Source organism: Acidimicrobiales bacterium, from assembly GCA_035316325.1.
Classification (GTDB): Bacteria; Actinomycetota; Acidimicrobiia; order Acidimicrobiales; family VFJN01; genus DASXTK01.
The window spans coordinates 1-21,557 of the sequence record DATHJB010000199.1; the positions used below are offsets into that span (position 1 = coordinate 1).

At 71.6% G+C, this 21,557-nt stretch carries 22 protein-coding genes; 10 read left to right on the top strand and 12 right to left on the bottom strand.

Annotated features, from left to right (window positions below; all coding sequences use genetic code 11):
- A partial coding sequence (locus tag VK611_26170; GenBank protein HMG44848.1) for a DEAD/DEAH box helicase occupies positions 1-1,102 on the bottom strand: 1,102 nt, incomplete at its 3' end.
- A gap of 83 nt (positions 1,103-1,185) precedes the next feature.
- Entirely contained in the window at positions 1,186-1,743 is a 558-nt protein-coding gene (locus VK611_26175) for an adenylate/guanylate cyclase domain-containing protein (protein HMG44849.1), read from the bottom strand.
- 99 nt (positions 1,744-1,842) lie between these two features.
- Here VK611_26175 and VK611_26180 point away from each other — a divergent pair, with 99 nt between their 5' ends.
- Positions 1,843-2,667, top strand: coding sequence for a serine hydrolase domain-containing protein (locus tag VK611_26180; GenBank protein HMG44850.1), 825 nt, complete (start codon positions 1,843-1,845; stop codon positions 2,665-2,667).
- A gap of 33 nt (positions 2,668-2,700) precedes the next feature.
- Positions 2,701-4,440 carry a class I adenylate-forming enzyme family protein gene (locus VK611_26185; GenBank protein HMG44851.1) on the top strand — a complete coding sequence of 580 codons (1,740 nt, stop codon included), beginning with the start codon at positions 2,701-2,703 and terminating at the stop codon, positions 4,438-4,440.
- Positions 4,441-4,459: 19 nt separating this feature from the next.
- Here the strand turns inward: VK611_26185 and VK611_26190 are convergent, their stop codons facing one another.
- The 3 genes from VK611_26190 to VK611_26200 all read right to left on the bottom strand — a co-directional run bounded on the left by VK611_26190 (position 4,460) and on the right by VK611_26200 (position 8,198).
- The gene (locus tag VK611_26190; protein ID HMG44852.1) at positions 4,460-5,395 is read right to left on the bottom strand and encodes a type IV toxin-antitoxin system AbiEi family antitoxin domain-containing protein; all 936 of its coding nucleotides are present in this window, start codon (positions 5,393-5,395) and stop codon (positions 4,460-4,462) included.
- A gap of 95 nt (positions 5,396-5,490) precedes the next feature.
- Positions 5,491-7,275, bottom strand: a complete 1,785-nt coding sequence (locus VK611_26195; GenBank protein ID HMG44853.1) for an acyl-CoA dehydrogenase C-terminal domain-containing protein — start codon at positions 7,273-7,275, stop codon at positions 5,491-5,493.
- Positions 7,276-7,328: 53 nt separating this feature from the next.
- A complete protein-coding gene (locus tag VK611_26200; protein ID HMG44854.1) occupies positions 7,329-8,198 on the bottom strand; it encodes a helix-turn-helix domain-containing protein in 870 nt (289 codons plus the stop codon).
- Between the two features lie 221 nt (positions 8,199-8,419).
- On the opposite strand from VK611_26200, the gene VK611_26205 reads away from it, so the two are divergent.
- Complete coding sequence (locus VK611_26205) at positions 8,420-9,232, top strand: hypothetical protein (GenBank protein HMG44855.1); 813 nt, start codon at positions 8,420-8,422, stop codon at positions 9,230-9,232.
- 12 nt (positions 9,233-9,244) lie between these two features.
- Here VK611_26205 and VK611_26210 read toward each other — a convergent pair whose 3' ends face one another.
- Positions 9,245-9,787 carry a hypothetical protein gene (locus tag VK611_26210; protein ID HMG44856.1) on the bottom strand — a complete coding sequence of 181 codons (543 nt, stop codon included), beginning with the start codon at positions 9,785-9,787 and terminating at the stop codon, positions 9,245-9,247.
- Positions 9,788-9,883: 96 nt separating this feature from the next.
- Between VK611_26210 and msrA the strand changes: the two genes are divergently transcribed.
- Positions 9,884-10,534 carry a peptide-methionine (S)-S-oxide reductase MsrA gene (gene msrA, locus VK611_26215; GenBank protein ID HMG44857.1) on the top strand — a complete coding sequence of 217 codons (651 nt, stop codon included), beginning with the start codon at positions 9,884-9,886 and terminating at the stop codon, positions 10,532-10,534.
- 40 nt (positions 10,535-10,574) lie between these two features.
- On the opposite strand, the gene VK611_26220 is transcribed toward msrA, so the two are convergent.
- Both VK611_26220 and VK611_26225 read right to left on the bottom strand, forming a co-directional pair.
- A complete protein-coding gene (locus VK611_26220) occupies positions 10,575-11,354 on the bottom strand; it encodes a class I SAM-dependent methyltransferase (protein HMG44858.1) in 780 nt (259 codons plus the stop codon).
- A complete protein-coding gene (locus VK611_26225; GenBank protein HMG44859.1) occupies positions 11,354-12,019 on the bottom strand; it encodes a TetR/AcrR family transcriptional regulator in 666 nt (221 codons plus the stop codon). Before VK611_26225 ends, VK611_26220 begins: the two co-directional genes overlap by 1 nt.
- Positions 12,020-12,222: 203 nt before the next feature.
- On the opposite strand from VK611_26225, the gene VK611_26230 reads away from it, so the two are divergent.
- The gene (locus VK611_26230) at positions 12,223-13,365 is read left to right on the top strand and encodes a lipase family protein (protein HMG44860.1); all 1,143 of its coding nucleotides are present in this window, start codon (positions 12,223-12,225) and stop codon (positions 13,363-13,365) included.
- Between the two features lie 43 nt (positions 13,366-13,408).
- Here the strand turns inward: VK611_26230 and VK611_26235 are convergent, their stop codons facing one another.
- Positions 13,409-14,347, bottom strand: a complete 939-nt coding sequence (locus VK611_26235) for a TetR/AcrR family transcriptional regulator C-terminal domain-containing protein (protein HMG44861.1) — start codon at positions 14,345-14,347, stop codon at positions 13,409-13,411.
- A gap of 33 nt (positions 14,348-14,380) precedes the next feature.
- Here VK611_26235 and VK611_26240 point away from each other — a divergent pair, with 33 nt between their 5' ends.
- Positions 14,381-15,382, top strand: coding sequence for an ATP-binding cassette domain-containing protein (locus VK611_26240; GenBank protein HMG44862.1), 1,002 nt, complete (start codon positions 14,381-14,383; stop codon positions 15,380-15,382).
- Complete coding sequence (locus tag VK611_26245) at positions 15,379-16,251, top strand: ABC transporter permease (protein HMG44863.1); 873 nt, start codon at positions 15,379-15,381, stop codon at positions 16,249-16,251. The genes VK611_26240 and VK611_26245 overlap by 4 nt, the downstream gene beginning before the upstream one ends.
- Positions 16,252-16,325: 74 nt before the next feature.
- Here the strand turns inward: VK611_26245 and VK611_26250 are convergent, their stop codons facing one another.
- Positions 16,326-16,730: a nitroreductase family deazaflavin-dependent oxidoreductase gene (locus VK611_26250; GenBank protein ID HMG44864.1), complete on the bottom strand. Its 405-nt coding sequence runs from the start codon at positions 16,728-16,730 to the stop codon at positions 16,326-16,328.
- Between the two features lie 40 nt (positions 16,731-16,770).
- Complete coding sequence (locus tag VK611_26255; GenBank protein ID HMG44865.1) at positions 16,771-17,514, bottom strand: sulfite exporter TauE/SafE family protein; 744 nt, start codon at positions 17,512-17,514, stop codon at positions 16,771-16,773.
- 70 nt (positions 17,515-17,584) lie between these two features.
- Between VK611_26255 and VK611_26260 the strand changes: the two genes are divergently transcribed.
- Complete coding sequence (locus VK611_26260; GenBank protein HMG44866.1) at positions 17,585-18,526, top strand: LysR substrate-binding domain-containing protein; 942 nt, start codon at positions 17,585-17,587, stop codon at positions 18,524-18,526.
- Between the two features lie 66 nt (positions 18,527-18,592).
- A complete protein-coding gene (locus tag VK611_26265) occupies positions 18,593-20,077 on the top strand; it encodes a hypothetical protein (GenBank protein ID HMG44867.1) in 1,485 nt (494 codons plus the stop codon).
- Positions 20,078-20,150: 73 nt separating this feature from the next.
- Here VK611_26265 and VK611_26270 read toward each other — a convergent pair whose 3' ends face one another.
- Positions 20,151-20,846 carry an N-acetylmuramoyl-L-alanine amidase gene (locus VK611_26270; protein ID HMG44868.1) on the bottom strand — a complete coding sequence of 232 codons (696 nt, stop codon included), beginning with the start codon at positions 20,844-20,846 and terminating at the stop codon, positions 20,151-20,153.
- A 173-nt stretch (positions 20,847-21,019) separates the two neighbouring features.
- On the opposite strand from VK611_26270, the gene VK611_26275 reads away from it, so the two are divergent.
- Positions 21,020-21,511 carry a hypothetical protein gene (locus tag VK611_26275; protein ID HMG44869.1) on the top strand — a complete coding sequence of 164 codons (492 nt, stop codon included), beginning with the start codon at positions 21,020-21,022 and terminating at the stop codon, positions 21,509-21,511.
- The last annotated feature ends 46 nt before the right edge of the window (positions 21,512-21,557 follow it).

Here is a 21,557-nt window from a genome sequence, read left to right on the forward strand (position 1 = left end):
CACCGAGGTCGAGGTCGTGCTCGCGCTGCAGCTCGCGGGCCAGCTTGCGCTGGTCGGGCGTCACGAGGGCGACGACGGTGCCGCTGGCGCCGGCGCGGGCGGTGCGGCCCGAGCGGTGCTGGTAGTCGGCGGCGGCCGGCGGGAGGTCGAAGTGCACGACGCACGCCACGCCGTCGACGTGGATGCCGCGAGCGGCGACGTCGGTGGCGATCAGCGCCTGCGCCGTGCCCTGGTGGAAGGCGGCGAGGCTGCGGTCGCGCTGCGCCTGGCTGCGCCCGCCGTGCACGGCCGTGGCCGTGACGCCGAGGCGCTCGAGGCGCTTGGCGATCCGGTCGGCACCGTGCTTGGTGCGGCTGAACACGATCGTGCGGCCACTGCGCTTGATGACGTCCGCGCAGACGTCGGTGCGATCGTCGTTGGTCACGTTCCAGAAGAGGTGGGTCGTACGACCGAGGTCCTGGTCGTCGGCGACGACGCTGTGGCGCACCGGCTGACGCATGTGCGCCTTGGCCAATGCATCCGACGCCTTGTCGAGCGTGGCCGAGGCGAGGATGGTCTGGCGATCGCCGGACGTCTGGGCCAGGATGCGGCGCACGGCGGGCAGGAAGCCCATGTCGGCCATCCGGTCGGCCTCGTCGATCACGACGATGCCGAGGTTGGTCAGCTCGACCGAGCGCCGGTCGACCAGGTCGATCAGCCGGCCCGGCGTGGCCACGACGATCTCGGCACCGCCGCGCAGGTCGTTGACCTGCTTGGCCATCGGCGCACCGCCGTAGACGGTGGCGAGGCGCAGGTTGCGGGCCTTGGCGAGCGGGCGCAGGACCTTGGAGACCTGCACGGCCAGCTCACGCGTCGGCACGAGCACCATTCCGGAGGGTCGCTTGGACTCGGCGGGTCCGACCCGCTCGATCAGAGGAAGGCCGAAGGCCAGGGTCTTGCCGGAACCGGTCTTGGCTTTGCCGCACACGTCGCGACCGGCGAGTGCGTCGGGGATACAGAGGCGCTGGACGGGAAATGGCGAAGGGATGCCCGCGTCGTCGAGGACCGCCACCAAATCATCAGAAACGCCCAGCGCGGAGAACGTGGGTTCTTCGTTGCGCATGGTTGCCCGGCAGCATACCTGGGATCACCTGCGGGAACGCGAATCGTGACGCTCCGAATTGCGCGTACTTACAGAGCTGTAACTCAGTCGCTGCCGACCCGCGCGTCGTGCCAGCGCCCGGCGCTGAGGTCGACCAACTCGACCGTGCGCGTGAAGCCGCGGATCGGCCGGGGACCGAGGTGCGCGCCGGCCAGGCCGTCGCCGCCGGCATCGAACAGCGAGGCGGTGATCAGCAGCTGGTGCGGCACCGCCTCGTCGCACAGCCGGGCCGCCAGGTTCACCGCCCGTCCGATGTAGTCGTCGCCCTCGAACAGGATCACCCGGCCCGCGGCGAGCCCGCCGCGCAGGGGTAGCGGGCAGCCCCGCTGGTCGAGCGCCTCCTCCATCCGCAGGACCGCGTCGATGAGGGGACGGGGCTCGGTCGCCACGAGCATCGCACCGTCACCCAGCCACTTCGCCACACGAACACCCCGCCAACCCGCCCGCTCACGGATCACCGATCGGAACGTCGACAGCGCCGCCACCGCATGGTCGACGCCGTCCTCGTCGGTGAGTTGCGTGAAACCGCAGAGATCGACGAACGCGAAGTTCCGGCGGACGAGCTCGTCCGGCGACTCGGCGTCATTGTCGAGCTGTTGCACGGGAGGCAGCCTACGAGTCCCCCGGGCGCCGGACCCTGCCGAAATCGCGAAACCACCGCGTCGGGCGCCCGTCGCGCGGCTGGATACTGTGCGCTGCCAATGGGTGTGCTCGACGACATCGCGGGCTGGCCGGTCGAGCAGGCCGCGGCCGGGGTGACCGATCCGACGACGACACGGGAGGTCGCCGGCGACCCCGATTGGCGGGTCCGCATCGCCTCGATCTCCAAGACAGTGGTGGCCTACGCGGGCCTCATCGCCGTGGAGGAGGGCAGCCTCCGCCTCGACGAGCCGGCCGGTCCGCCGGGGGCCACCGTCCGCCACCTGCTGGCGCACGCCGCCGGCTACCCGTTCAACGGCCGCCACACGCTCTCGCTGCCGGGTCGACGCCGCATCTACAGCAACACCGGCTTCGAGGTCTTCGGCGAGGTGCTCGCCGCCGCCACCGGGATGTCGGTGGCCGACTACCTGCACGCCGGAGTCTTCCAGCCGCTGGGCATGACCCGCTCGGAGCTGCGGGGATCGCCCGCCTACGGCGTCCACTCCACCGTCGCCGACCTGCTGCGGTTCGGCCGCGAGCTGCTCCGGCCGACCCTCATCCACGACGCCACGCTCACCGAGGCGACCACCGAGCAGTTCCCCGGCCTGTCCGGCGTGATCCCCGGCCTCGGCCGCTACGACCCCAACCCGTGGGGCCTCGGCTTCGAGCTCAAGGGCAGGAAGAGCCCGCACTGGACGGCACCCGAGGGCTCGCCCCGCACGTTCGGCCACTTCGGCGGCTCCGGCACGTTCCTGTGGGTCGACCCCGACGCCCGGCTGGCGTGCGCCGCTCTCACCAACCGGGAGTTCGGCACCTGGGCGCCGCCGCTGTGGTCGGCGCTGTCGTCACGGGTGCTGACCGAGCTGGGCGGTGGGAGTACGCCCTAGGTTGATCGCACCGAAGCGAGGGGGGATGCCGCGATGGTCAGCAGCACCGAGATCAAAGCCCAGCTCACCGGCCCCGGTGGCGCGTTCGAGGTCGTCACCGAGGACGTGATGGGCCGCCCGCTGCAGGTCTACGGGCAGCGCATGCACTCGCTGCGGGAGATCGCGCAGGTGGCCGTGGCCCGGGGTGACGAGAAGGACTTCGTGGTCTACGGCGACCGTCGCTACGGCTTCGCCACGTTCGTCCGGACCGCCAACGGCGTCGCCAAGGATCTGGCCGACGACTACGGCATCGCCGCCGGCGACCGGGTGGCCGTGCTGTCGCAGAACAACCCCGAGTGGTGCCTGTCGTTCTGGGCGACCGTGTCGCTCGACGCCGTGCTCGTCGGCCTCAACGGCTGGTGGAAGGCCGACGAGATCCTCTACGGCCTGCAGGACTCGGGCGCGTCGGTGCTGGTGGCCGACCGCAAGCGCTTCGAGCGCATCGCCGACCAGCTCGACCAGGCGCCCGACCTGCGCCACGTGTTCCTCGCCGACGCCTCCCCCGACGACTTCCCGCAGGTCAAAGCCGACGGGCACGTCGCCCTCCACCGCTTCGACGAGCTCACCACCCAGCCGACCGACGACTTCCCCACGGTCCCCATCGACGAGGACGACGACGCCGTCATCTTCTACACCTCCGGCACGACGGGTCGACCCAAGGGCGCCATCTCCACCCACCGGTCGATGGTCGCCAACCTGCAGAACACCCTGTACACGGCCATCTCGGGGTCGATGCTGGCGGCGGCCGAGGGCATCGACGCCGGCTACACCACCCGTGAGACCGTGTCGCTGCTCACGTCGCCGCTGTTCCACGTCTCGGGGTGCCACTCGGGGCTGGTGGTCGGGCTTCTGGCGGGCGTGAAGCTGGTCATCCCGGCCGGGCGCTTCGACCCGCTCGACGCCCTGGAGCTGATCCAGGACCACAAGGTGACCGTGTGGGCCACCGTCCCGACGATGGTGTGGCGGGTGTGCGAGCACCCGGCCCGCCACGACTACGACACCTCGTCGGTCACGTCGGTGGCCTTCGGCGGGTCGCCGTCGGCCGAGGAGCTGCAGCGCAAGATCCGCGACACCTTCCCCAACGTCCGCACCACGTCGAACGCCTACGGGCTGACCGAGACGTCGTCGGTCGCCACCGTGATCACCGGGCCGGACGCCCGCCGCAAGCCGTGGTCGGTGGGCCCGCCGGTGCCGACGGTGGAGGTACGCATCCAGGCCGCCGACGGGACCGATGCCCCCGTCGGCCAGCCCGGTGAGGTGTGCATCCGGGGGCCGATCCTGATGAAGGGCTACTGGGGCAAGCCCGACGCCACGGCCGAGGCGATCGATGCCGACGGCTGGCTGCACACCGGCGACATCGGGCTGCTCGACGACGAGGGCTTCCTGTCGATCACCGACCGGATGAAGGACATGATCATCCGGGGCGGCGAGAACATCTACTGCGTCGAGATCGAGAACCGGCTGGTGGAGAACCCGGCGGTCGCCGACGCCGCGGTGATCGGCGTCCCCCACCCCGAGCTGGGCGAGGAGGTGAAGGCCGTCGTCCAGCTGGAGCCCGGGCGATCGCTGACGGAGGACGACGTGCGCGCCTGGGTCCGGGCGACGCTCGCCGAGTTCAAGGTGCCCGCCTACGTCGACCTGACCCACGACCCCCTCCCCCGCAACGCCTCCGGGAAGCTCCTGAAGAACGTCCTGCGCGGCGAGGGCGTCGTCTCCTTCGAGGAGACGATGTGAACTGTCTTCGCTCAGCCGGCTATGCCCGGCTGAGCGAAGACAGTTCACGAGCCCGGTACAGGTCGCGCAACTCGCGGGCGGTCGCGTCGCTGCGCTTCGTGACGTCGTCCCACGTGACCTCGACCAGGTCCCAGCCAAGACGCTTGAGGTGCCTGCGCCGGCGCCGGTCGGACTCGTGCATGTGCTTGCCGGAGTGCCACGCGAGGCTGTCGCACTCGATCGCCCAACGGATGAGTGGCCAGGCCAGGTCGAGGTAGGCGACGAACGGGCCGTCACGCACCATGTGCTGCAGAGTCGGTGCGGGTAGGCCGACCCGACGGACCAGCCGGGCCGTCATCGACTCGAACCCGCTCTGGGCGAAGCGGCCAGCCCCCAGGCGCTCCTCCAGCAACATCCTGAGCACGCGGCTACCGGGCCGGCCCCTCCCACCCACCTCCAGGAACCGCTGGCCTACCGTGTCGAGCATCCCCGGCCACCGGTTACAGGCGCTGTCGAGCGCCCGGCTGACGAGGCTGAGCGGCACGACAGCCGGGAGGTCGAGGATCGTCCGGGCGACCGTGGTGCAGGGGATGCCTTGGACCATGGTCAGGTCGACACCATGTAGACGCCGGGTCTCGTGCTCGGACCACAGGCCCCTTCGCTGGCGACGGCGACCCTTCGCCGTCAGCACCTCGATGCGATCCGGCGGGAACCCGTCGAGCTGCCAGAGCGCAGCGGCGCTGCGATGCGAGGCCCAACCGGCACCGGACGACGTCGCCACGGCCACACGCTGCGACCACGAGTCCGGCGCCCCGGCGACGACGTACACCTCGGGTGCCGGACGGACGAGCCGACCGCGGTCGTGCCAATCGGCGAGGGAGGCCGTGCTGATCCCGAGCCGTCGCGCCTCGGCCACGCTCACCACCCCGTGATGCTTCCGGGCATGAGCCGCCAGCCGCCGCCAGCCGTCCGTCATGCACTGAGACTGACTGAAAGTCACCTGTGACGCAAGGCCAATGCCCTTCTGTCTTCGCTCAGCCGGCTATGCCGGGCTGAGCGAAGACAGTTCGGTCAGAACGCCGCGGCGACCAGGTCCCCCGGGCCGGCGGTGACGGCGGCGAGGAGGCCGTCGGCGGTGGGCAGGATCTGGTCGCAGTAGAAGCGGGCCGTGACGATCTTCTGGCGGTACCGCTGGGCATCGTCGCCGGACGCGCCTGCGTCGAGCCGCCGCTGGGCGGCCAGGGCCGACTTCGCCAGCAGCCAGCCACCCGTCACCGTGCCCGCCATCCGCAGGTACGGGGTGGCGCCGGCGAGGGCGTTCGTCGGGTCGGCCAGGCCGTTCGTCATCAGCCACTCGGAGGCTTCCTTCAGGACGTCGTGGCCGGCGGCCAGCCGGGTGCCGATGGGCCCCAGCTCGTCGGACGACGACACCTCGTCGGCCGTCGCCGCGACCGACGCCAGGAAGTCCATGACCACCCCGCCCGCCCGCATGGGCAGCTTGCGCCCCACCAGGTCCATCGCCTGGATGCCGTTGGTGCCCTCGTAGATCGGGGCGATGCGGGCGTCGCGGTAGTACTGGGAGACGCCGGTCTCCTCGATGTAGCCCATGCCGCCGAACACCTGGATGGCCAGCGAGGTGACCTCGACGCCCATGTCGGTGCCCCAGCCCTTGGTGATGGGGGTGAGCAGGTCGGCCAGCTCCTGGCGCTGCTCGCGCACCGCCGCGTCGGGATGGTGCAGCGCCAGGTCGAGGCACTCGGCGTTGAGGTAGGCGATGCAGCGCGACGCCTCGTTGAGCGCCCGCATCGTCAGGAGCATCCGGCGGACGTCGGGCAGGTCGACGATCAGCGACTGCTCGCCCCGCGGCGCCCCCGGCGCCCGGCCCTGCCGCCGCTCGTGGGCGTAGGCCACCGCGCTCTGGTAGGCCCGCTCCCCCAGCGCCAGGCCCTGCAGCCCGACCGACAGCCGGGCGTTGTTCATCATCGTGAACATGTAGCGCATGCCGGCGTTCGCCTCGCCGATGAGGTAGCCGACGGCGTCCTCGTAGGCCATCACGCAGGTGGGGCTGGCCTTGATCCCCATCTTGTCCTCGATCGACACGCACTCGAGGCTGTTGCGGTCGCCCAGGTTGCCGTCCTCGTCGACGAGGTACTTCGGCACGATGAAGCAGGAGATGCCCTTGGTGCCGGGAGGAGCGTCGGGCACCCGGGCGAGCACCAGGTGGACGATGTTGTCGGCCATGTCGTGCTCGCCGAACGAGATGAAGATCTTCTGCCCCGTGATGCGCCAGCTGCCGTCGGCGTCGCCCGACGGCACGGCCTTGGTGGCGACGGCACCCACGTCGGAGCCGGCCTGCGGCTCGGTGAGGTTCATGGTCCCGGTCCACTCACCGGTCACCATCTTGGGCAGGTAGCGCTCCTTCTGCCCCTCGTCGCCGTGGTGGAGCAGCATGTCGATGGCGCCCTGGGTGAGCAGCGGGCACATGGAGAAGGACATGTTCGCCTCCTGCATGATCTCCTGCATCACGCTCCCGACCAGCCACGGGAAACCGCCGCCGCCGTAGTCGGCGGGGAACGGCACGCCGCCCCAGCCGGCCGCCACGTACTGCTGGTAGGCGTCGCGGAAGCCGTCGGGGGTGACCACGGCCCCTGCCTCCCAGCGACTGTGCTGCACGTCGCCCACCCGGTTCAGCGGGGCGACCACCTGCTCCATGAAGCGGGCGTTCTCTTCCAGGACCCCGTAGACGGTGTCGGGGTCGACGTGCTCGTAGGCCGCGAACTTGCTCAGACCGGCGAGGTCGACCACGTTCTCGAGCACGAAGCGGATGTCGTCAAGCGGCGCCGAGTAGTCGGACATGCCCTGACCGTATTCGGTGTGTCGGCGACTCGCGACTCGTCGCGAGCGTGCCCCTAGCCGTCCCGCTTGCGGCCGTGCGACGTCTCCGTCAGCTCGTCGGCCGCGGCCACCACCCGGTCGACCAGAGTGGCCAGGTCACGACCGGTGCGGGGACGAGCCGGCTCGCTGCCGGCGACCACCGCGAGGATCACCGCGCCCGCCTGGTCGAACACCGGCGCGGCGATGTACGCGGCCCGGTAGGTGGCGTCGGGATCGACGTCGGTGATCAGCGGCGAGCTGCGCGCCAGGTGCCACAGGGCGTCGCGCAGCGCCGACTGGTTGCCGTTCGCCTCCTCCCCTCCCCCGACGACCTGCAACGCCGGTCGATCCGACAGCAGCGCCGTCAGCCGGTACCACTCGGGGATCGCCGCCCCGATCACCACGCCCAACCGGCGGGCCGCCTGGAGAGCGGTCAACGCCTGCTGGACCGACGTGATCGCCGGCGAGCGGGCCAGCCACGCCTCCACCGACGGCTCGTCGGCCCAGGCGTAGAACACCGCACCGTTGGGCGGCACCAGGGGCCACCGCAGCGGCACGGGCACGGCGCCGTCGGGGTCGGCCCGGCTGACGATCGTCGCGTGGTCGCCGTGCGGCTCGGACGCCACGGCCGCGGTCGCCAGCCCGGTCGACGACGCCAGCCGCCGCAACACGCCCGGCGTGAAGTCCTGCGCCTGGTAGCCGCGCTGCGCCGCGGTGCCCACCGGCACCAGCCGCGGGCCGAGCGAGTACCGCTTCTCGTCGGGGTGCCGGAGCAGGACGCCCCGGGCCGCCAGCTCGGTGAGGAGCGCGTGGGCCGTCGCCTTGTTGAGGTCGCAGCCGCGCGCCAGCTCGGAGAGCGTGAAGCGCTCGTCCGGACGCGCCGCCATGAACTCGAGGACCGCCACGACCCGTTCCGCTCCCGGGGAGGGCCGCGCCATCAGCGTTCCCCACCCGAGGACTCGGAACCAGCTCGCCATCGAGGGTCAGTTGAAGGAGCCACCTGCCTGTCCCGCCTTTGCCGCCTGCCGCCACCGTCACACTAGTGCCGTCCAAAGGGGTTGAGCAGCGGCGATGGACATGCCGAATCGGACGGACCGCCTCGACAGGCCGGGTAATGTCGGCGCCCGTGCTTCTCGACCCGCTCGCCACTGGCGTCTTCGGGTGGTTCCAGTGGCCCCCGGGGCGTGGCAAGGCGAACGCCGGCGTGGTGGTCGACGCCGACGGCATCACGCTGATCGACACGCTCATGACACCCGCGCAGTGGGAGCCCTTCGCCACCGCCGTCGAGGAGAGCGGCCTCCCGGTGCGGCGCATCGTGCTCACCAGCAGCGGGGTCGAGTTCGCCGGCGGCACCGGGCGGTTCAAGCTGGCGGCGATCTACGGCAGCCCCCAGACCAGCGTCCACCTCGACCAGCCCCCCAACGTGGAGAGCTGGCGGGCGCTCTACCCCGACCACGCCGACCAGTTCGACGGCGTGACCACCCGGCCGGTGAGCCACGTGGTCGCCTCCGACGTGCAGCTCACCGACGCCGTCGCCGTCTACGCCACCGCCGGACCGATGCAGGAGAACCTGGTGGCGGTGCTGCCGGGCGCCCAGATCCTGTTCGCCGGTGCCATGTGCAGCTTCGGGGTCACGCCCCTGTGCTGGCAGGGCGACCCGACGGTGTGGGCCGACCAGCTCGACCGCCTGGCCGAGATGGCGCCGATCATCGTGCCGGGGCACGGTCAGATCGGCGGCGAGGAAGAGCTGCGGGCCCAGCAGGCCTACCTGCGGGCGTGCGTCGACGCCCGAGGCGACGTCGGCGCGCTCGCGAAGGGCCCGTGGGACGACTGGACCGAGCGCGAGCACGACGTCGTCAACGTCGAGCGGGCGGCGATGCTGGCCGCCGGCGACGAGGGCATCCCCCCGTCGATGCTGCGCCTCGCCGGGATGGGCTAGTCGGCCGGTCGGTCAGTAGCCCGTTCGTCCCGACATCACGTCGTAGTAGCGATTCGAGTCGGGCCGGTACAGCAGCACCAGGATCGTCACCGCCAGGGCGAGGCTGATCAGGGCGAACAGCACGCCGAGGGCGGTCGTCTGCCCGGTGGCGATGTTGATGAGCGTGAAGAGCACGTTGATGCCGCCCAGCACGGTGGCGGTGGTACGGGCCCACGTCTTGCCCTTGCCGTTGGAGTTGGCCATCCAGAGCCACAGCGCCGCTCCGAGCAGAGCGGCGACCACCGACACCCCGAGGGCCAAGTTCACCGCCGTGTCGATCTCGTCGGCGGTGAAGTCGGGGTTGTCGTCCTCCATGATGTCGCGGATCTCGTCGCGCTGGACGAACGTGAAGAGGACGCTCACGACGCTGAGCGCGGCGCCCACCTGCATCAAGCGCACGGCCAGGCTGAGGCTCTGCGGCTGCTCGGCCCCGGCGCCGGCCGGTTGGCCGGCTGCTGGCCACTGGCTCGGCTCTCCCCACGGCCCGGGTTGCTGCGGCGGTTGCGGTGCGTCCACGGTCGTCTCCCCCTGCGGTTCCTCGGGTCGGAATTCTGCCATCCCTACCCTGGCCAGGCCGGGATGATCCTCCAGGCATGGCGGTACCGTGGCGACATGCTGTTCGGAAGAGAGAAGCCGCACCTGCCCACACCGGAGGAAGCGCTTCCCGGCCGGGCCGAACGACCGTTCCACCTGGCGGGCATCCACACCGTGCTGGGCACCCCGATCGAGCCGCCGTTCCCCGCCGGACTGGCTCGTGCCGTGGTCGGCATGGGGTGCTTCTGGGGCGCCGAGCGCACGTTCTGGCAGCTCGACGGCGTGTACACCACCGCGGTCGGCTACGCCGGTGGGGCCACGCCGAACCCCACCTACGAGGAGGTCTGCTCCGGTCGCACCGGGCACACCGAGGCGGTGCTGGTGGTGTTCGACCCGGCGAAGCTGTCGTGGGGCGAGCTGTGGCGGACGTTCTGGGAGGGCCACGACCCGACGCAGGGCATGCGGCAGGGCAACGACGTCGGCACCCAGTACCGCTCGGCGATCTACATGGCCGACCCCGCCGCCCTCGCCGAGGCGGAGGCCAGCCGGAGCCTCTACCAGGCGTCCCTGCGTGATGCCGGCCACGGCGAGATCACCACCGAGATCACCGCCGAGCCGCCGTTCTTCTACGCCGAGGACTACCACCAGCAGTACCTCGACAAGAACCCCAACGGCTACTGCGGCATCGGCGGCACCGGCGTCTCCTGCCCGATCGGCCTCACCAGCTGAGGACCAGCGGCGGCAGGGGAGGTTGCCCAGCCACCGTCAGCTATCGGTCATGCTCCCCTGGCAGCACCAGCTGACGGAGGGTCCAGCGGACGGGCGGCCCGTCCGGGCCGATCGACAGGGACGACAACCCGGCGGCGAGTCGGTCGGCCCCGGGCTCGTCGACGAGAGCCATGCGGATCGCGTCGGCTCGCCAGGTGGCGAGGTTCATGGCGAACATCCGGGCGGCGACGGCGGCACCCACGTCGTGGCGCACGAGGTGGCCACCGAGGGGCTCCAGCAGCCGGCCGGCGTACATCTGGGCACCCTCGGCGGCGACCAGCGCGGTGGTCACGGCGAGGTAGTCCCGCAGCACGCCCGGCGGGGCGTCGATGGCCTCCACCTCGTCGAGCACCAGGACGCCACCCGGCCGCAGGCACGACCGCCAGAGCGCCACGACATCCAGTGGTCCGGGCAGGTGGGCCAGCAGCAGCCGGGCGTGGACGAGGTCGGCGGGCCCACCGGGCAGCGGCGCCCGGGTGACGTCGTGGACGGCGTAGGTCACCGCCGGGTCGTCGGTCAGCGACCGGGCCGTCGCCACGAAGCGGTCCGACGCGTCGAGCCCCAGCGTCGTCCGGGGCCGGCACACCGCGGCGACCAGCCGGGTCGTGTGGCCCGGCCCGCAGCCGAGATCGACGGCCCGCCCGACCCCGTCGTCGCCACCCGCCACGACCGCGTCAGCCCGGGTCAACAGCGCCCGCGACGTCGGCTCGAACACCGCGGCGACCAAACCCAGCCGGTCGGCCGCGAGGTCGCCGTCGCCGAACGTGTAGCGACCCGACATCAGTCGACGCCGCGCAGCAGCATCACCAACGCCACGTCGGCGACGACGTCGATCAGCTCGTCGACCCCGGAGCGCTCGTCGGCCGGCAGCAGCACCCAGTCGACGATCAGTTCGTTCACCGCCCCCACCAGGCCCAGCGCGAAGGCGTCCCGGTGGCGCTGGTCGACGCCCTTGGCGTCCATCTCGTCGCGCACGTAGTCGCTGATCCAGCGGGCGTACAGGTGGTGGGCGGCGCGCCGCTTGGCCTCGTGCTCGGCGCTGATGCCGACGCTCTCGAGCATGGCGACCCGGGCCACCCGCGGGTCGTCGACCAGGGCATGCACCAGCTGGGCGATCCGGGCCCGGGTGCGCCGCGACGCCAGGTCGGGCCCCTCGTCCACCCGGACGTCCGTGAGCTCCTGGAAGATCCGGTACGTCAGCTGCTCGCCCAGGCCACTCAGCAGGGCCGCCCGGTTGGCGAACTCGGCGTAGAAGTCGCGGCTGCTGACCGAGGCCCGCCGGCAGATCTCCTCGATCGACGACGAGGCGTAACCCTTGGTGCCGAACACCTCGAGCGCCGCGTCCAGCAGAGCCTGGCGTCGCAGTTGCCGACGCTCGGCCAACGTGCGGCCCTTCCGCAGGCGCTCGCCCTGCCGAAGGCCGTCACGGATGCTCGCCTCAGGCATGACGGCCAGGCTAGGCGGCGCCCTCGACCCAGCGCTCCGGGGTGACGCAGCGCCGACGGGCTATTGAAATGCAGGCTTTTCCTTTCCGCCAGACTGTGCCTATATTGACTCTAGCGACGACAAATGTCGCATTTGTTGACAGTCCACTGGAGGGGGAGAAAACAGTGAGACACAGCCGTTGGACGCGCGCGCTCGCGTCCCTGGTGACGGTCGCCGCGATAACCGCGACCGCCGCCGCCTGCGAGCCACCCGCCGACTTCTACAGCCCGCCGCCGTCGCTCTCGGGCCAGCCCGGCGACGTGATCGCCACGGCACCCACCAACTTCGGCCTCAACCTGAACGTCACCTCGACGGCGATCAAGTACCGGTCGACCACCGCCACCGGTCAGGCCAACTACGTCACCGGCACCCTGCTCGTGCCCACCGCAGCGTGGACCGGCGCCGGGCCCCGGCCGATCGTCGCCTACGCCCTCGGCACGCAGGGCCTGGGCGACGGCTGCGCGGCGTCGAAGTCGATGACCGCCAGCCTGCTCTACGAGCAGGGCAACGTGCAGGGCCTGCTCGACCGGGGCTGGGCCGTCGCGGTCAGCGACTACGAGAAGATCGGCACGCCCGGCGATCACACCTACGTGATCAAGAACGCCGAGGCGCACGCCGTGCTCGACCTGGTGCGCGCCGCCCAGCGGCTCCCCGGCTCGGGCGTCGCGGCCAACGCACCCGTCGGCGTGGTCGGCTACTCGCAGGGCGGCCAGGCCGCCGCGGCCGTGGCCGAGCTGGAGTCGACCTACGCACCGGAGCTCAACGTGAAGGGCATCGCCGCCGGCGGCGTGCCCGCGGACCTGAAGGTGGTCGCCGACTGGCTCAACGGCGGCGGCACCTTCTTCTTCAGCTTCCTGGCCTTCGCCGCCGTCGGCCTGGACTCGGCCTACCCGGAGCTGGACCTGGACTCGTACCTGAACCAGACCGGCCGCGACATGCTCGCCCAGGGCCGCAACGCCTGCCTGGTCGACGGCCTGCTGCTGGGCGCCGGCAAGAACATCACCCAGGTGACCACCACCGATCCGCTGGCCACGCCGCAGTGGCAGGCCCGGGTCGCCGAGCAGAAGATCGGCAACGTGCGGCCCCAGGTGCCGGTGTACCTGTACCACGGGGTGCTCGACGAGATCATCCCCTACGGCCAGGCTGCCGCGCTGCGCACCGCCTGGTGCGCCCAGGGCGCCCCGATCCAGTGGACCGACTACTGGCTCGCCGACCACCTGCTGGGGATCTTCGCTGCCTCCGGCGACGTGGGCAACTGGATGGCGGCTCGCTTCGCCGACCAGCCGTTCACACCCAACTGCGCCTGACAGAGACGCAGTAGAGACGACGACCGATCCGGTGGCGGGGGGCTCAGCCTCCGCCACCGGCCGCGCCGGGGGGCAGGTCGCGCTCGATGCCGTCGAGGATGCGGGCCAGGTTGCGGTCGAAGCGCGACGGGTCGCGCTCGTGGACGATGAGCTCCTTCCACAGGTCGTCGGTGCCGTACTCGTCGAGGAGGGCCCGTACCTGCGGGTACTCGCCGCCGCGGGCGAGGTCGATGACGTAGCTGCGCATCTCGTCCGGGGCGGTGTCGGTGGCGTCGTTGCGGCGGTGGAGGCAGTAGCCGAACACGTACTCGTCGACGGTCTGGATGATGTCGAGGCGCTCCGCCACGCCGATGTCGAGCGACGAGAGCGCCTGCAACGACTGGTCGAAGTGGCGCACGCCGCTGGGGCCCACGGTCGGGTCCTCGGCGATGTCGAACACCCAGGGGTGCGCCAGCAGCACGTCGCGGGTGCGGCGGGCGATGGCGGTCATGGCCTCGCGCCAGTCGTCGGGGAGCTCGCGGTCGTCGAGGAGAAGCTCCGACATGACCCGGTCGCCGAGCAACGCCATCAGCTCGTCCTTGGTGTGGACGTAGTGGTAGAGCGTCATCGTGCCGCTGCCCAGCTCGGCGGCCAGCCGGCGCATGGACAGGGCATCGACGCCCTCGGTGTCGGCGACGTGCAGGGCGGCGTCGGCGATCTGGTCGAGCGAGTGGCGAGGACGGCGGGTGCCAGGGCGCTCACGGGTCCAGATCCCGTAGGCGACCGGGGCGAGGCGCTCGAGCTTGTCGGCGTGCTGCTCGATCTTCTCGACGACCCGGCGCTGCTTCTCGTCGATCTTCTCGGCGACGCGGCGCTGCTTGTCCTCGATCTTCTGCTCGACCTTCCGGCGCTGCTGCTCGACCTTCTCCTCCACCTTCCGAGCGACCATGCCGGCCACGTCGTCGTGGCGGTGGCGAGATCGTCCGGAATTCCCCGTTGCCATGCCGTACAGCGTACTACTAGTCTTAGCCGTACCATGTACGACTCACCGGTACAGCCTACGAACAACGGTCGCGCCGGTGGCGTCCGGGCCGCCGGGCTGGGGAAGCGCTACGGAGACCTCTGGGCTCTCCGCGACCTCCACCTCGACGTCCCGGCCGGCACCGTGCTCGGCCTGTTGGGTCACAACGGGGCGGGCAAGACCACCGCAATCCGCATCCTCACCACCCTCACCTCCCCCACCACCGGCCAGGCGAGCGTCGCCGGGCTCGACGTCGTCCACGACGCCGCCGCCGTCCGCGAGCGGATCGGCGTCGCCGCCCAGCAGGCCACGGTCGACGGGCTGCTCACTGCCCGGGCCAACCTCGAGATGGTCGGGCGGCTCCACCATCTATCCCGGAACACCTCCCGGGTCATGGCCAACGAGCTGCTGGAGCTGCTCGACCTCACCGACGCCGCCACCAAGCTGGCCAAGAACCTGTCCGGTGGCATGCGCCGCCGGCTCGACCTCGCCGCCAGCCTGGTGGCCTCGCCCGAGGTGCTGTTCCTCGACGAGCCGACCACCGGACTCGACCCCCGCGGTCGCGCCGACCTGTGGTCGACGCTGCGGGAGCTGGTGCGCGACGGCACCACCATCGTCCTCACCACCCAGTACCTCGAGGAGGCCGACCGGCTGGCCGACGAGATCGTCGTGCTCGACCACGGCCGCACCGTCGCCAAGGGCACACCCGCCGAGCTGAAGGCCCGCATCGGCGACGACCGCTTCGACGTCACCGTCGCCACCCAGGGAGACCTGGTGGCGGCCGCGAGCGTGCTGGCCCCGTTCGTCGCCTACGAGCCGACGCTCGACAGCGACGCCCTGGTCGTCAGCGCCCCGATCGTCGACGGCACCCGCCTCATCGACGTGGTGCGGGCGCTGGACGAGGCCGGCATCGACGCTGTCGACGTCAACCGGCGCCAGTCGTCGCTCGACGACGTGTTCCTCACGCTCACCACCCTCGTCGACGAGACGGCGGGCACCCAGGAGGCACTGGCATGAGCACCACGCTGGCCACCACACCCCCGGGCACCTCGGCGTCCCCGGTCACCCGAGCGCCCGCTCCCCCGGCGCGCTCGGGCGTCCGGATGCTGCTGTCCGACACACTCGTGTTCGCCCGGCGCAACGTCGAGCACATCCGCCAGATCCCCGAGAAGCTGCTCGACGTCACCCTCCAGCCGCTCATGTTCGTGCTGCTGTTCGCCTACGTGTTCGGCGGCGCCGTCGACGTCGGCGGGTCGTACCGCGAGTACATCATCGGCGGCATCCTCGTGCAGACGATCGCCTTCGGGATGATGGGGCCGGGCACGTCGATCGCCACCGACCTCACCGAGGGCGTGATCGACCGCTTCCGCACGCTGCCCGCCCGACGGCAGGCCTACCTGCTGGGCCACTTCGTGGCCGAGCTGGCCGGCATGATGCTGGCGGCGGTCGTGCTGCTGGGCACCGGGCTGCTGGTCGGGTGGCGCACCCACGCCCCGTTCCTCGACGTGGTCACGGCGCTGGCGCTCCTGCTGCTGTTCGCCTCGGCCATGATCTGGTTCGGCACGTGGATCGGCATGCTCGTGCGGTCGCCCGACGCGGTGATGGGCATCGCCTTCGTGGCCGTGTTCCCGCTGACGTTCATCAGCAGCGCCTTCGTGCCGATCGACTCGATGCCGAACGTCCTGCAGTGGGTGGCGTCGTGGAACCCGGTGAGCGCTGTGGTGGCGGCGGTGCGCGAGCTGTTCGGCAACCCGTCGTCGCCGATCGTCAAGGACGTGTGGCCGATGCAGCACCCGGTCGCCGCGGCGTGGCTCTACTGCCTGGCATGTCTGGCGATCAGCGTGCCGCTCGCCCTGCGCCGCTTCCGCACCCGCACGGCCGACTGACCCGCCCGGTCGCCCGCCGCGCGGTGCCCCGAGGTTGCCCTGGCCGTGGAGTGGCGGTCAGGGCACCTCGGCGTTCAGGCGCCCTCGAGGACGACGACCGGGATCTGGCGGGTGGTCTTCTTCTCGTAGTCGGCGAAGCCGGGCATCTGCTGCTTCTGGCGCTCCCACAGGTCGTCGCGCTCCTGACCCTCGGCGACCCGGGCCCGCTTGGTCACGGTCTCGGTGCCGATCTCCACCGTCACCTCGGGGTTGGCGACCGCGTTGTGGAACCAGGCGGGGTTGAGCGGGGCGCCGCCGTAGGAGGCGAACACCACCACGTCGTCTTCCCGAGCCTGGTAGACGAGCGGGTGGATCCGGTCCTCGCCGGTCTTCGCACCCGTCGTGTGGAGGAGCAGCAGGGTGGCACCCTCGAACGGCCCGCCGACCTTGCCTTCGTTCGCACGGAATTCCTCGATGATCGATGCGTTCCAGTCGGACATGCCGCGGAGCCTAGGGCCGTCGCCCCGCTCTGCGGCACCCTCAACCTGTGACCCGCAGGACCAGGTATTGGAGCGCGAAGCCGACGAGGACGACCCCGAAGGCGACCCGGAGGCGGCCGGTCGGCAGGCGCTGCGCCAGCCACGCCCCGACCGCCGCGCCGGGCACCACACCGAGGGCGAACGGAGCGGCGATGTACCAGTCGATGCTGCCCAGCAGAGCGTGGGTGACGAGGGTCGGGACGGTGAGGGTGGCGGCGACGATCAGGCTCGTGCCCGTCGCCTGGTGCATGTCGAGGCCCAGCACCACCAGGAACAGCGGCACCAGCAGGAAGCCGCCGCCGTTGGCGAGCAGCCCCGACACGAAGCCGACGCCCACCGCCGCGACCACCACGTAACCGCTGGAGCGCCGACGCAGGGAGTCGGCGGCGGCCATCGTCCGACCCGGCAGCAGCATGCGGCCGCCGACCACCAGCAACGTCGCCGCCTGCAGCACGAGGAGGCCGTCGCCGCCGACCCGACGGCTGGTCATCGCCCCGGCGACGGCGGCCGGCACCGCCCCGGCCATCACCCGGCCGGCGAGGCGCCAGTCGACCTTGCCGCGCCGGGCGTACGACCAGGCGCCGGCCACGGAGCTGGGCACGAAGGCCGGCAGCGGGGCGACGACGGCGGCCAGTGGCGGGATCCCGAGCAGCGACAGGGCGGGGGTCGCGAACGCCGCGCCCACGCCGAAGAGGCCGTACAGCAGGCCGACGACGGCACCGGCGAGAGGGATCCACGTGGTCACGTCCTCAGTAGGCCCGGTGTAGAGCCATCGACCAACACCATGATGTCAATCGTCTCGATAGCTTCCCTCTATGGATCTGCGGAGCCTGGGCTACGTGGTGGCGATCGTCGACGAGGGCGGGTTCGGCCGGGCCGCGGCCACGCTCGGGGTGACCCAGCCGTCGTTGTCGCACGCCGTGAAGGCGCTCGAGAACGAGCTGGGCACGCAGCTGTTCCACCGGCTGGGGCGGTCGGTCACGCTGACGTCGGCCGGCGAGGCGCTGCTGGGGCCGGCCCGCCAGGCGCTGCGCGACGCCGAGGTCGCCCGGGCGGCGGTGGCGGCGGTCGTGGGGCTGTCGTCGGGCCGGCTCGACCTGGTGTGCCTCCCGACGCTGGCGGTCGACCCGGTGGCTGATCTGGTCGGCCGGTTCCGGGCGCAGCATCCGGGCGTCCGGGTGCAGATCGAGGAGCCCGAGGACGCCGACGCCGTCGCCGCCCTGGTCCGCACCGGCGCCAGCGAGCTCGGGTTCGCCGAGCTGCCCCTGCGCGTCCCCGACCTCGAGGCCATCGAGCTGGCCGCCCACGAGTTCGTCGCCGTCCTCCCCCGGTCGTACACGGGTGGAGTGGAGGCGAGGCTGACCATCGCCGAGCTGGCGGACATGCCGCTGGTGACGACGCCGGTCGGCACGTCGACCCGGCGCCAGATCGACGAGGCCTTCACGGCGGCGGGCCTCACCCCGACCGTCGCCGTGGAGACCGACCATCGCGAGGCGATCGTCGCCATGGTGCTGGCGGGCGCTGGTGTCGCCATCCTGCCCGAGCCCGTTGCGACCGCCAGCCGGGCCGCCGGCGCCGTGGTCCGGCCGATCTCTCCGACCATCACGCGACGCGTCGGCCTGATCCGCCGCCCCGGTCCTCTCTCCCCCGCCGCCCAGGCCTTCACGGCGCTGGCCGTGCCCGGCGCGCCGTCGTCGCCCGCGCGGCCCCGGGCCCGCCGGCGCCGCAGCATTGCCACCACTAAAGCGACTCGCTAGGGTCGTAAAGCGCTCGTCTTAGGGCTGGCGGGGATCAAGCAGGGGATCAATCGGAATCGGGGGATCATGTCCACAACTCGCACGCGGCTCCGCTCGTTCGCGGCCGCCGCCCTCCTGGTGATCGGGTCGTCGGTCATCGTGGGTGGGGTCGGTGGGCCGGCCGGCGCCCAGTCCAGTGGCGACGAGCCGCTGCCGATGGTCTTCGTCCACGGCTTCCTCGGCTCCGGCCAGCAGTTCGAGGCCCAGGCCCTGCGGTTCGCCAGCAACGGCTATCCCGACGAGCTCATCGAGATGTTCGAGCACGACTCGCTGTCGTACCCCGCCTCGCAGGCCGACGTGTGGGCCCGGCTCGACACCGTCATCGCCGACCTGAAGGCCGAGCACGGCACCGACCAGGTGTTCCTCCTCGGCCACTCCCAGGGCACCGGGCTCGTGCAGGGCTACCTCAACAGCGACCCGGCCCGGGCCGCCAACGTGGCCAAGTACGTCAACCTCGACGGCGGCCCCGCCGCAGCCCTGCCCGGCGGCATCGAGACCCTGGCGGTGTGGGGCGAAGGCGACCCGGCGCGCCAGGTGGTCGGGGCGACCAACGTCCAGTTCGCCGACCAGGCGCACACCGAGGTCGTCAACTCGCCCGAGACCTTCGCCGCCATCTACGAGTTCCTCACCGGCCAGGAGCCCGAGTTCGGCGACGTCGTGCGGGAACCGGCCGACGAGATCGAGGTGTCGGGCCGCGCCATCTTCTTCCCCCAGAACACCGGCGCCACCAACGGCACCCTCGACGTCTACGAGGTCGACGGCACCACCGGCCTGCGCCTCGACGACGAGCCCGAGGCCACCTTCGAGCCCACCGCCAACGGTGACTGGGGCCCGTTCGCCGCCGACGGCGACGCCTACTACGAGTTCGCCCTGCAGCGTGAGGGGCAGACCCACCACATCTACATGCAGCGCTTCGTGCGCAGCAGCCGCTGGGTGCGCCTGCTCACGTCCGAGCCGGGCGGGCTGGCCGACTCGTTCTGGGAGTTCAGCGACGCCCACGAGAACATGGCCATCCTCCGCAACCAGGAGTGGTGGGGCGATCAGGGCGCCGGCAGCGACGGTCTGTCGGTCAACGGCACGTCGATCCTCAACGCCGCCAACAGCCCCCGCAGCAACCGCACCATCGCCATCTTCGTGCACGACGCCGGGCTCGACCGCACCACCAACCTGGACGTACCCGCCACCCCGACCGGCATCCCGTTCCTCACCGGCGTCGACCTGTTCATCCCGGCCGCCGATCCGCCCGACGGCGCCGTCGCCGTGGTGGCGTCACCCCGTCTCGGCGACACGGACGAGGGCGTCTGCGTGCCCAACTACGCGTCGACCGACGACCGGGTGAGCATCCAGTTCAACAGCTACCACCACCTGCTCGACGACTCGGGCGCCGAGGCCGAGGGCCACGCCAACCCCGAGTGCGGGGCGGCGCCGCCGACGCCGCCGACGCCGCCCACCCCACCCACCGCGCCGCCGCCGGCGGTCCCGGTGGTGCGGGAGCCGCCCTTCACCGGGTAGGCGATCACGATCGCGCCGCCGGGCGGTGGGCCAGCCGTCCGGCGGCGTCGTCGATCACCTGAGGAGGGGGCAGTTACGCGGCGCGGGCCTTGACGTAGCGGTTGAACTGGGTCTGGCTCACCCGGACGACGGGGATGCCGGCGCGGGTGTGGGCCATGAGGGCCGCGCTCGACTCGATGAGGAAGGTGGTGCCGCCGGAGAGCAGGAGCGCGGCGCCGTTGCGGGTCGACTGGAAAATGATCTCCTCCCGCAGCTCGCCCGGCGTGGGGGCGGCGATCTGCCTCCGCACCTCGGGCAGCCGGGCGTAGAGGTGCCGGCCGGGGCAGGCGGTCTGGGCGCCGGGCGCGTCACGGTGGCCGCCGCAGGTCGGCACCCACCAGCCCACCCGCTGGCCGTGGCGGCACAGGTCGACCAGCGTCCGGAACGACGCCGGGGTCGGCTGCCGGTTCTCGAAGTTGCCGAGCAGGCAGACGGCGTGCGAGCGGGAGTTGTCGCCCGCGGTCGCCCCACCCGCGATGCCGGCGCCCCGGCCCTCGTAGATGGTGCCGTCGTCGTCGACCACGAAGTTGTAGGCGATGTCCTTCCAGCCCCTGGTCACCTGGTGGTAGCGCTGGATGTCCCGCAGGGCCACCGCCCCGTGCTGCTCGGTCCCGGCGTGGTGGATCCAGAGGCGGGGCGACGGCACCGCCATGCGCACGAAGGCCGACGTGGGCGGCCGCGCGCCCCACTGCGCCCGCGGGATGTAGGGGTGACCAGCGAGCTGCGCCATCGGAGCCCTCCTCAACCTCGGCCGACGGAGCGGGCTTACCACACCGCTCAACGTGCCCGTCCCCCTCGCCTACCCTCGTTGGGAGAGTTGCGACACGGAGGCGGAGAGGCGACATGGACCAGAGCACTGGTGGACCGGACGACCACACGGAACCGACAAGGCCGTTCGGCCCGATGGGCGGACCCCCGGAAGGATCGCCCCCGCCGGGGCCGGGCCCGGGTCACGAGTTGGCGCCGACCACCAACCAGGCGCCCTACGGCATGCCCGCACCGGCGCCCGGGCCCGCGCCCGGCGCCGCGCAGCAGGACCCGATCCTGCTGTGGATCGGCGACATCGGCGTGTCCCAGCACTGGGTGGTCACGCCCAACGGCTCGGCCCCGCTGGCGGGTTCGCAATGGATCGTCACCGACCGCACCCACACCGAGGAGCGGATCCCAGGGGTCGCGATCGTCCTGGCGATCGTCTTCTTCATCTTCTGCCTGCTCGGACTGCTGTTCCTGCTGATGAAGGAACGGCGAGTGACCGGTTACGCCGAGGTGACCGTCCGCAGCGGCAACGTGTACCACCTCACCCAGCTCCCGGTCCGCAACCCGATCGACGTCGAGTACGCCCGCCGCCTCGTCCACCAGGCCCAATCCATGGCCTACGCCCAGGGCCCGCGCTAACCCGAAACCCGCCGGCTCCCTGTCGGCTCGACCGACCTACGACTTG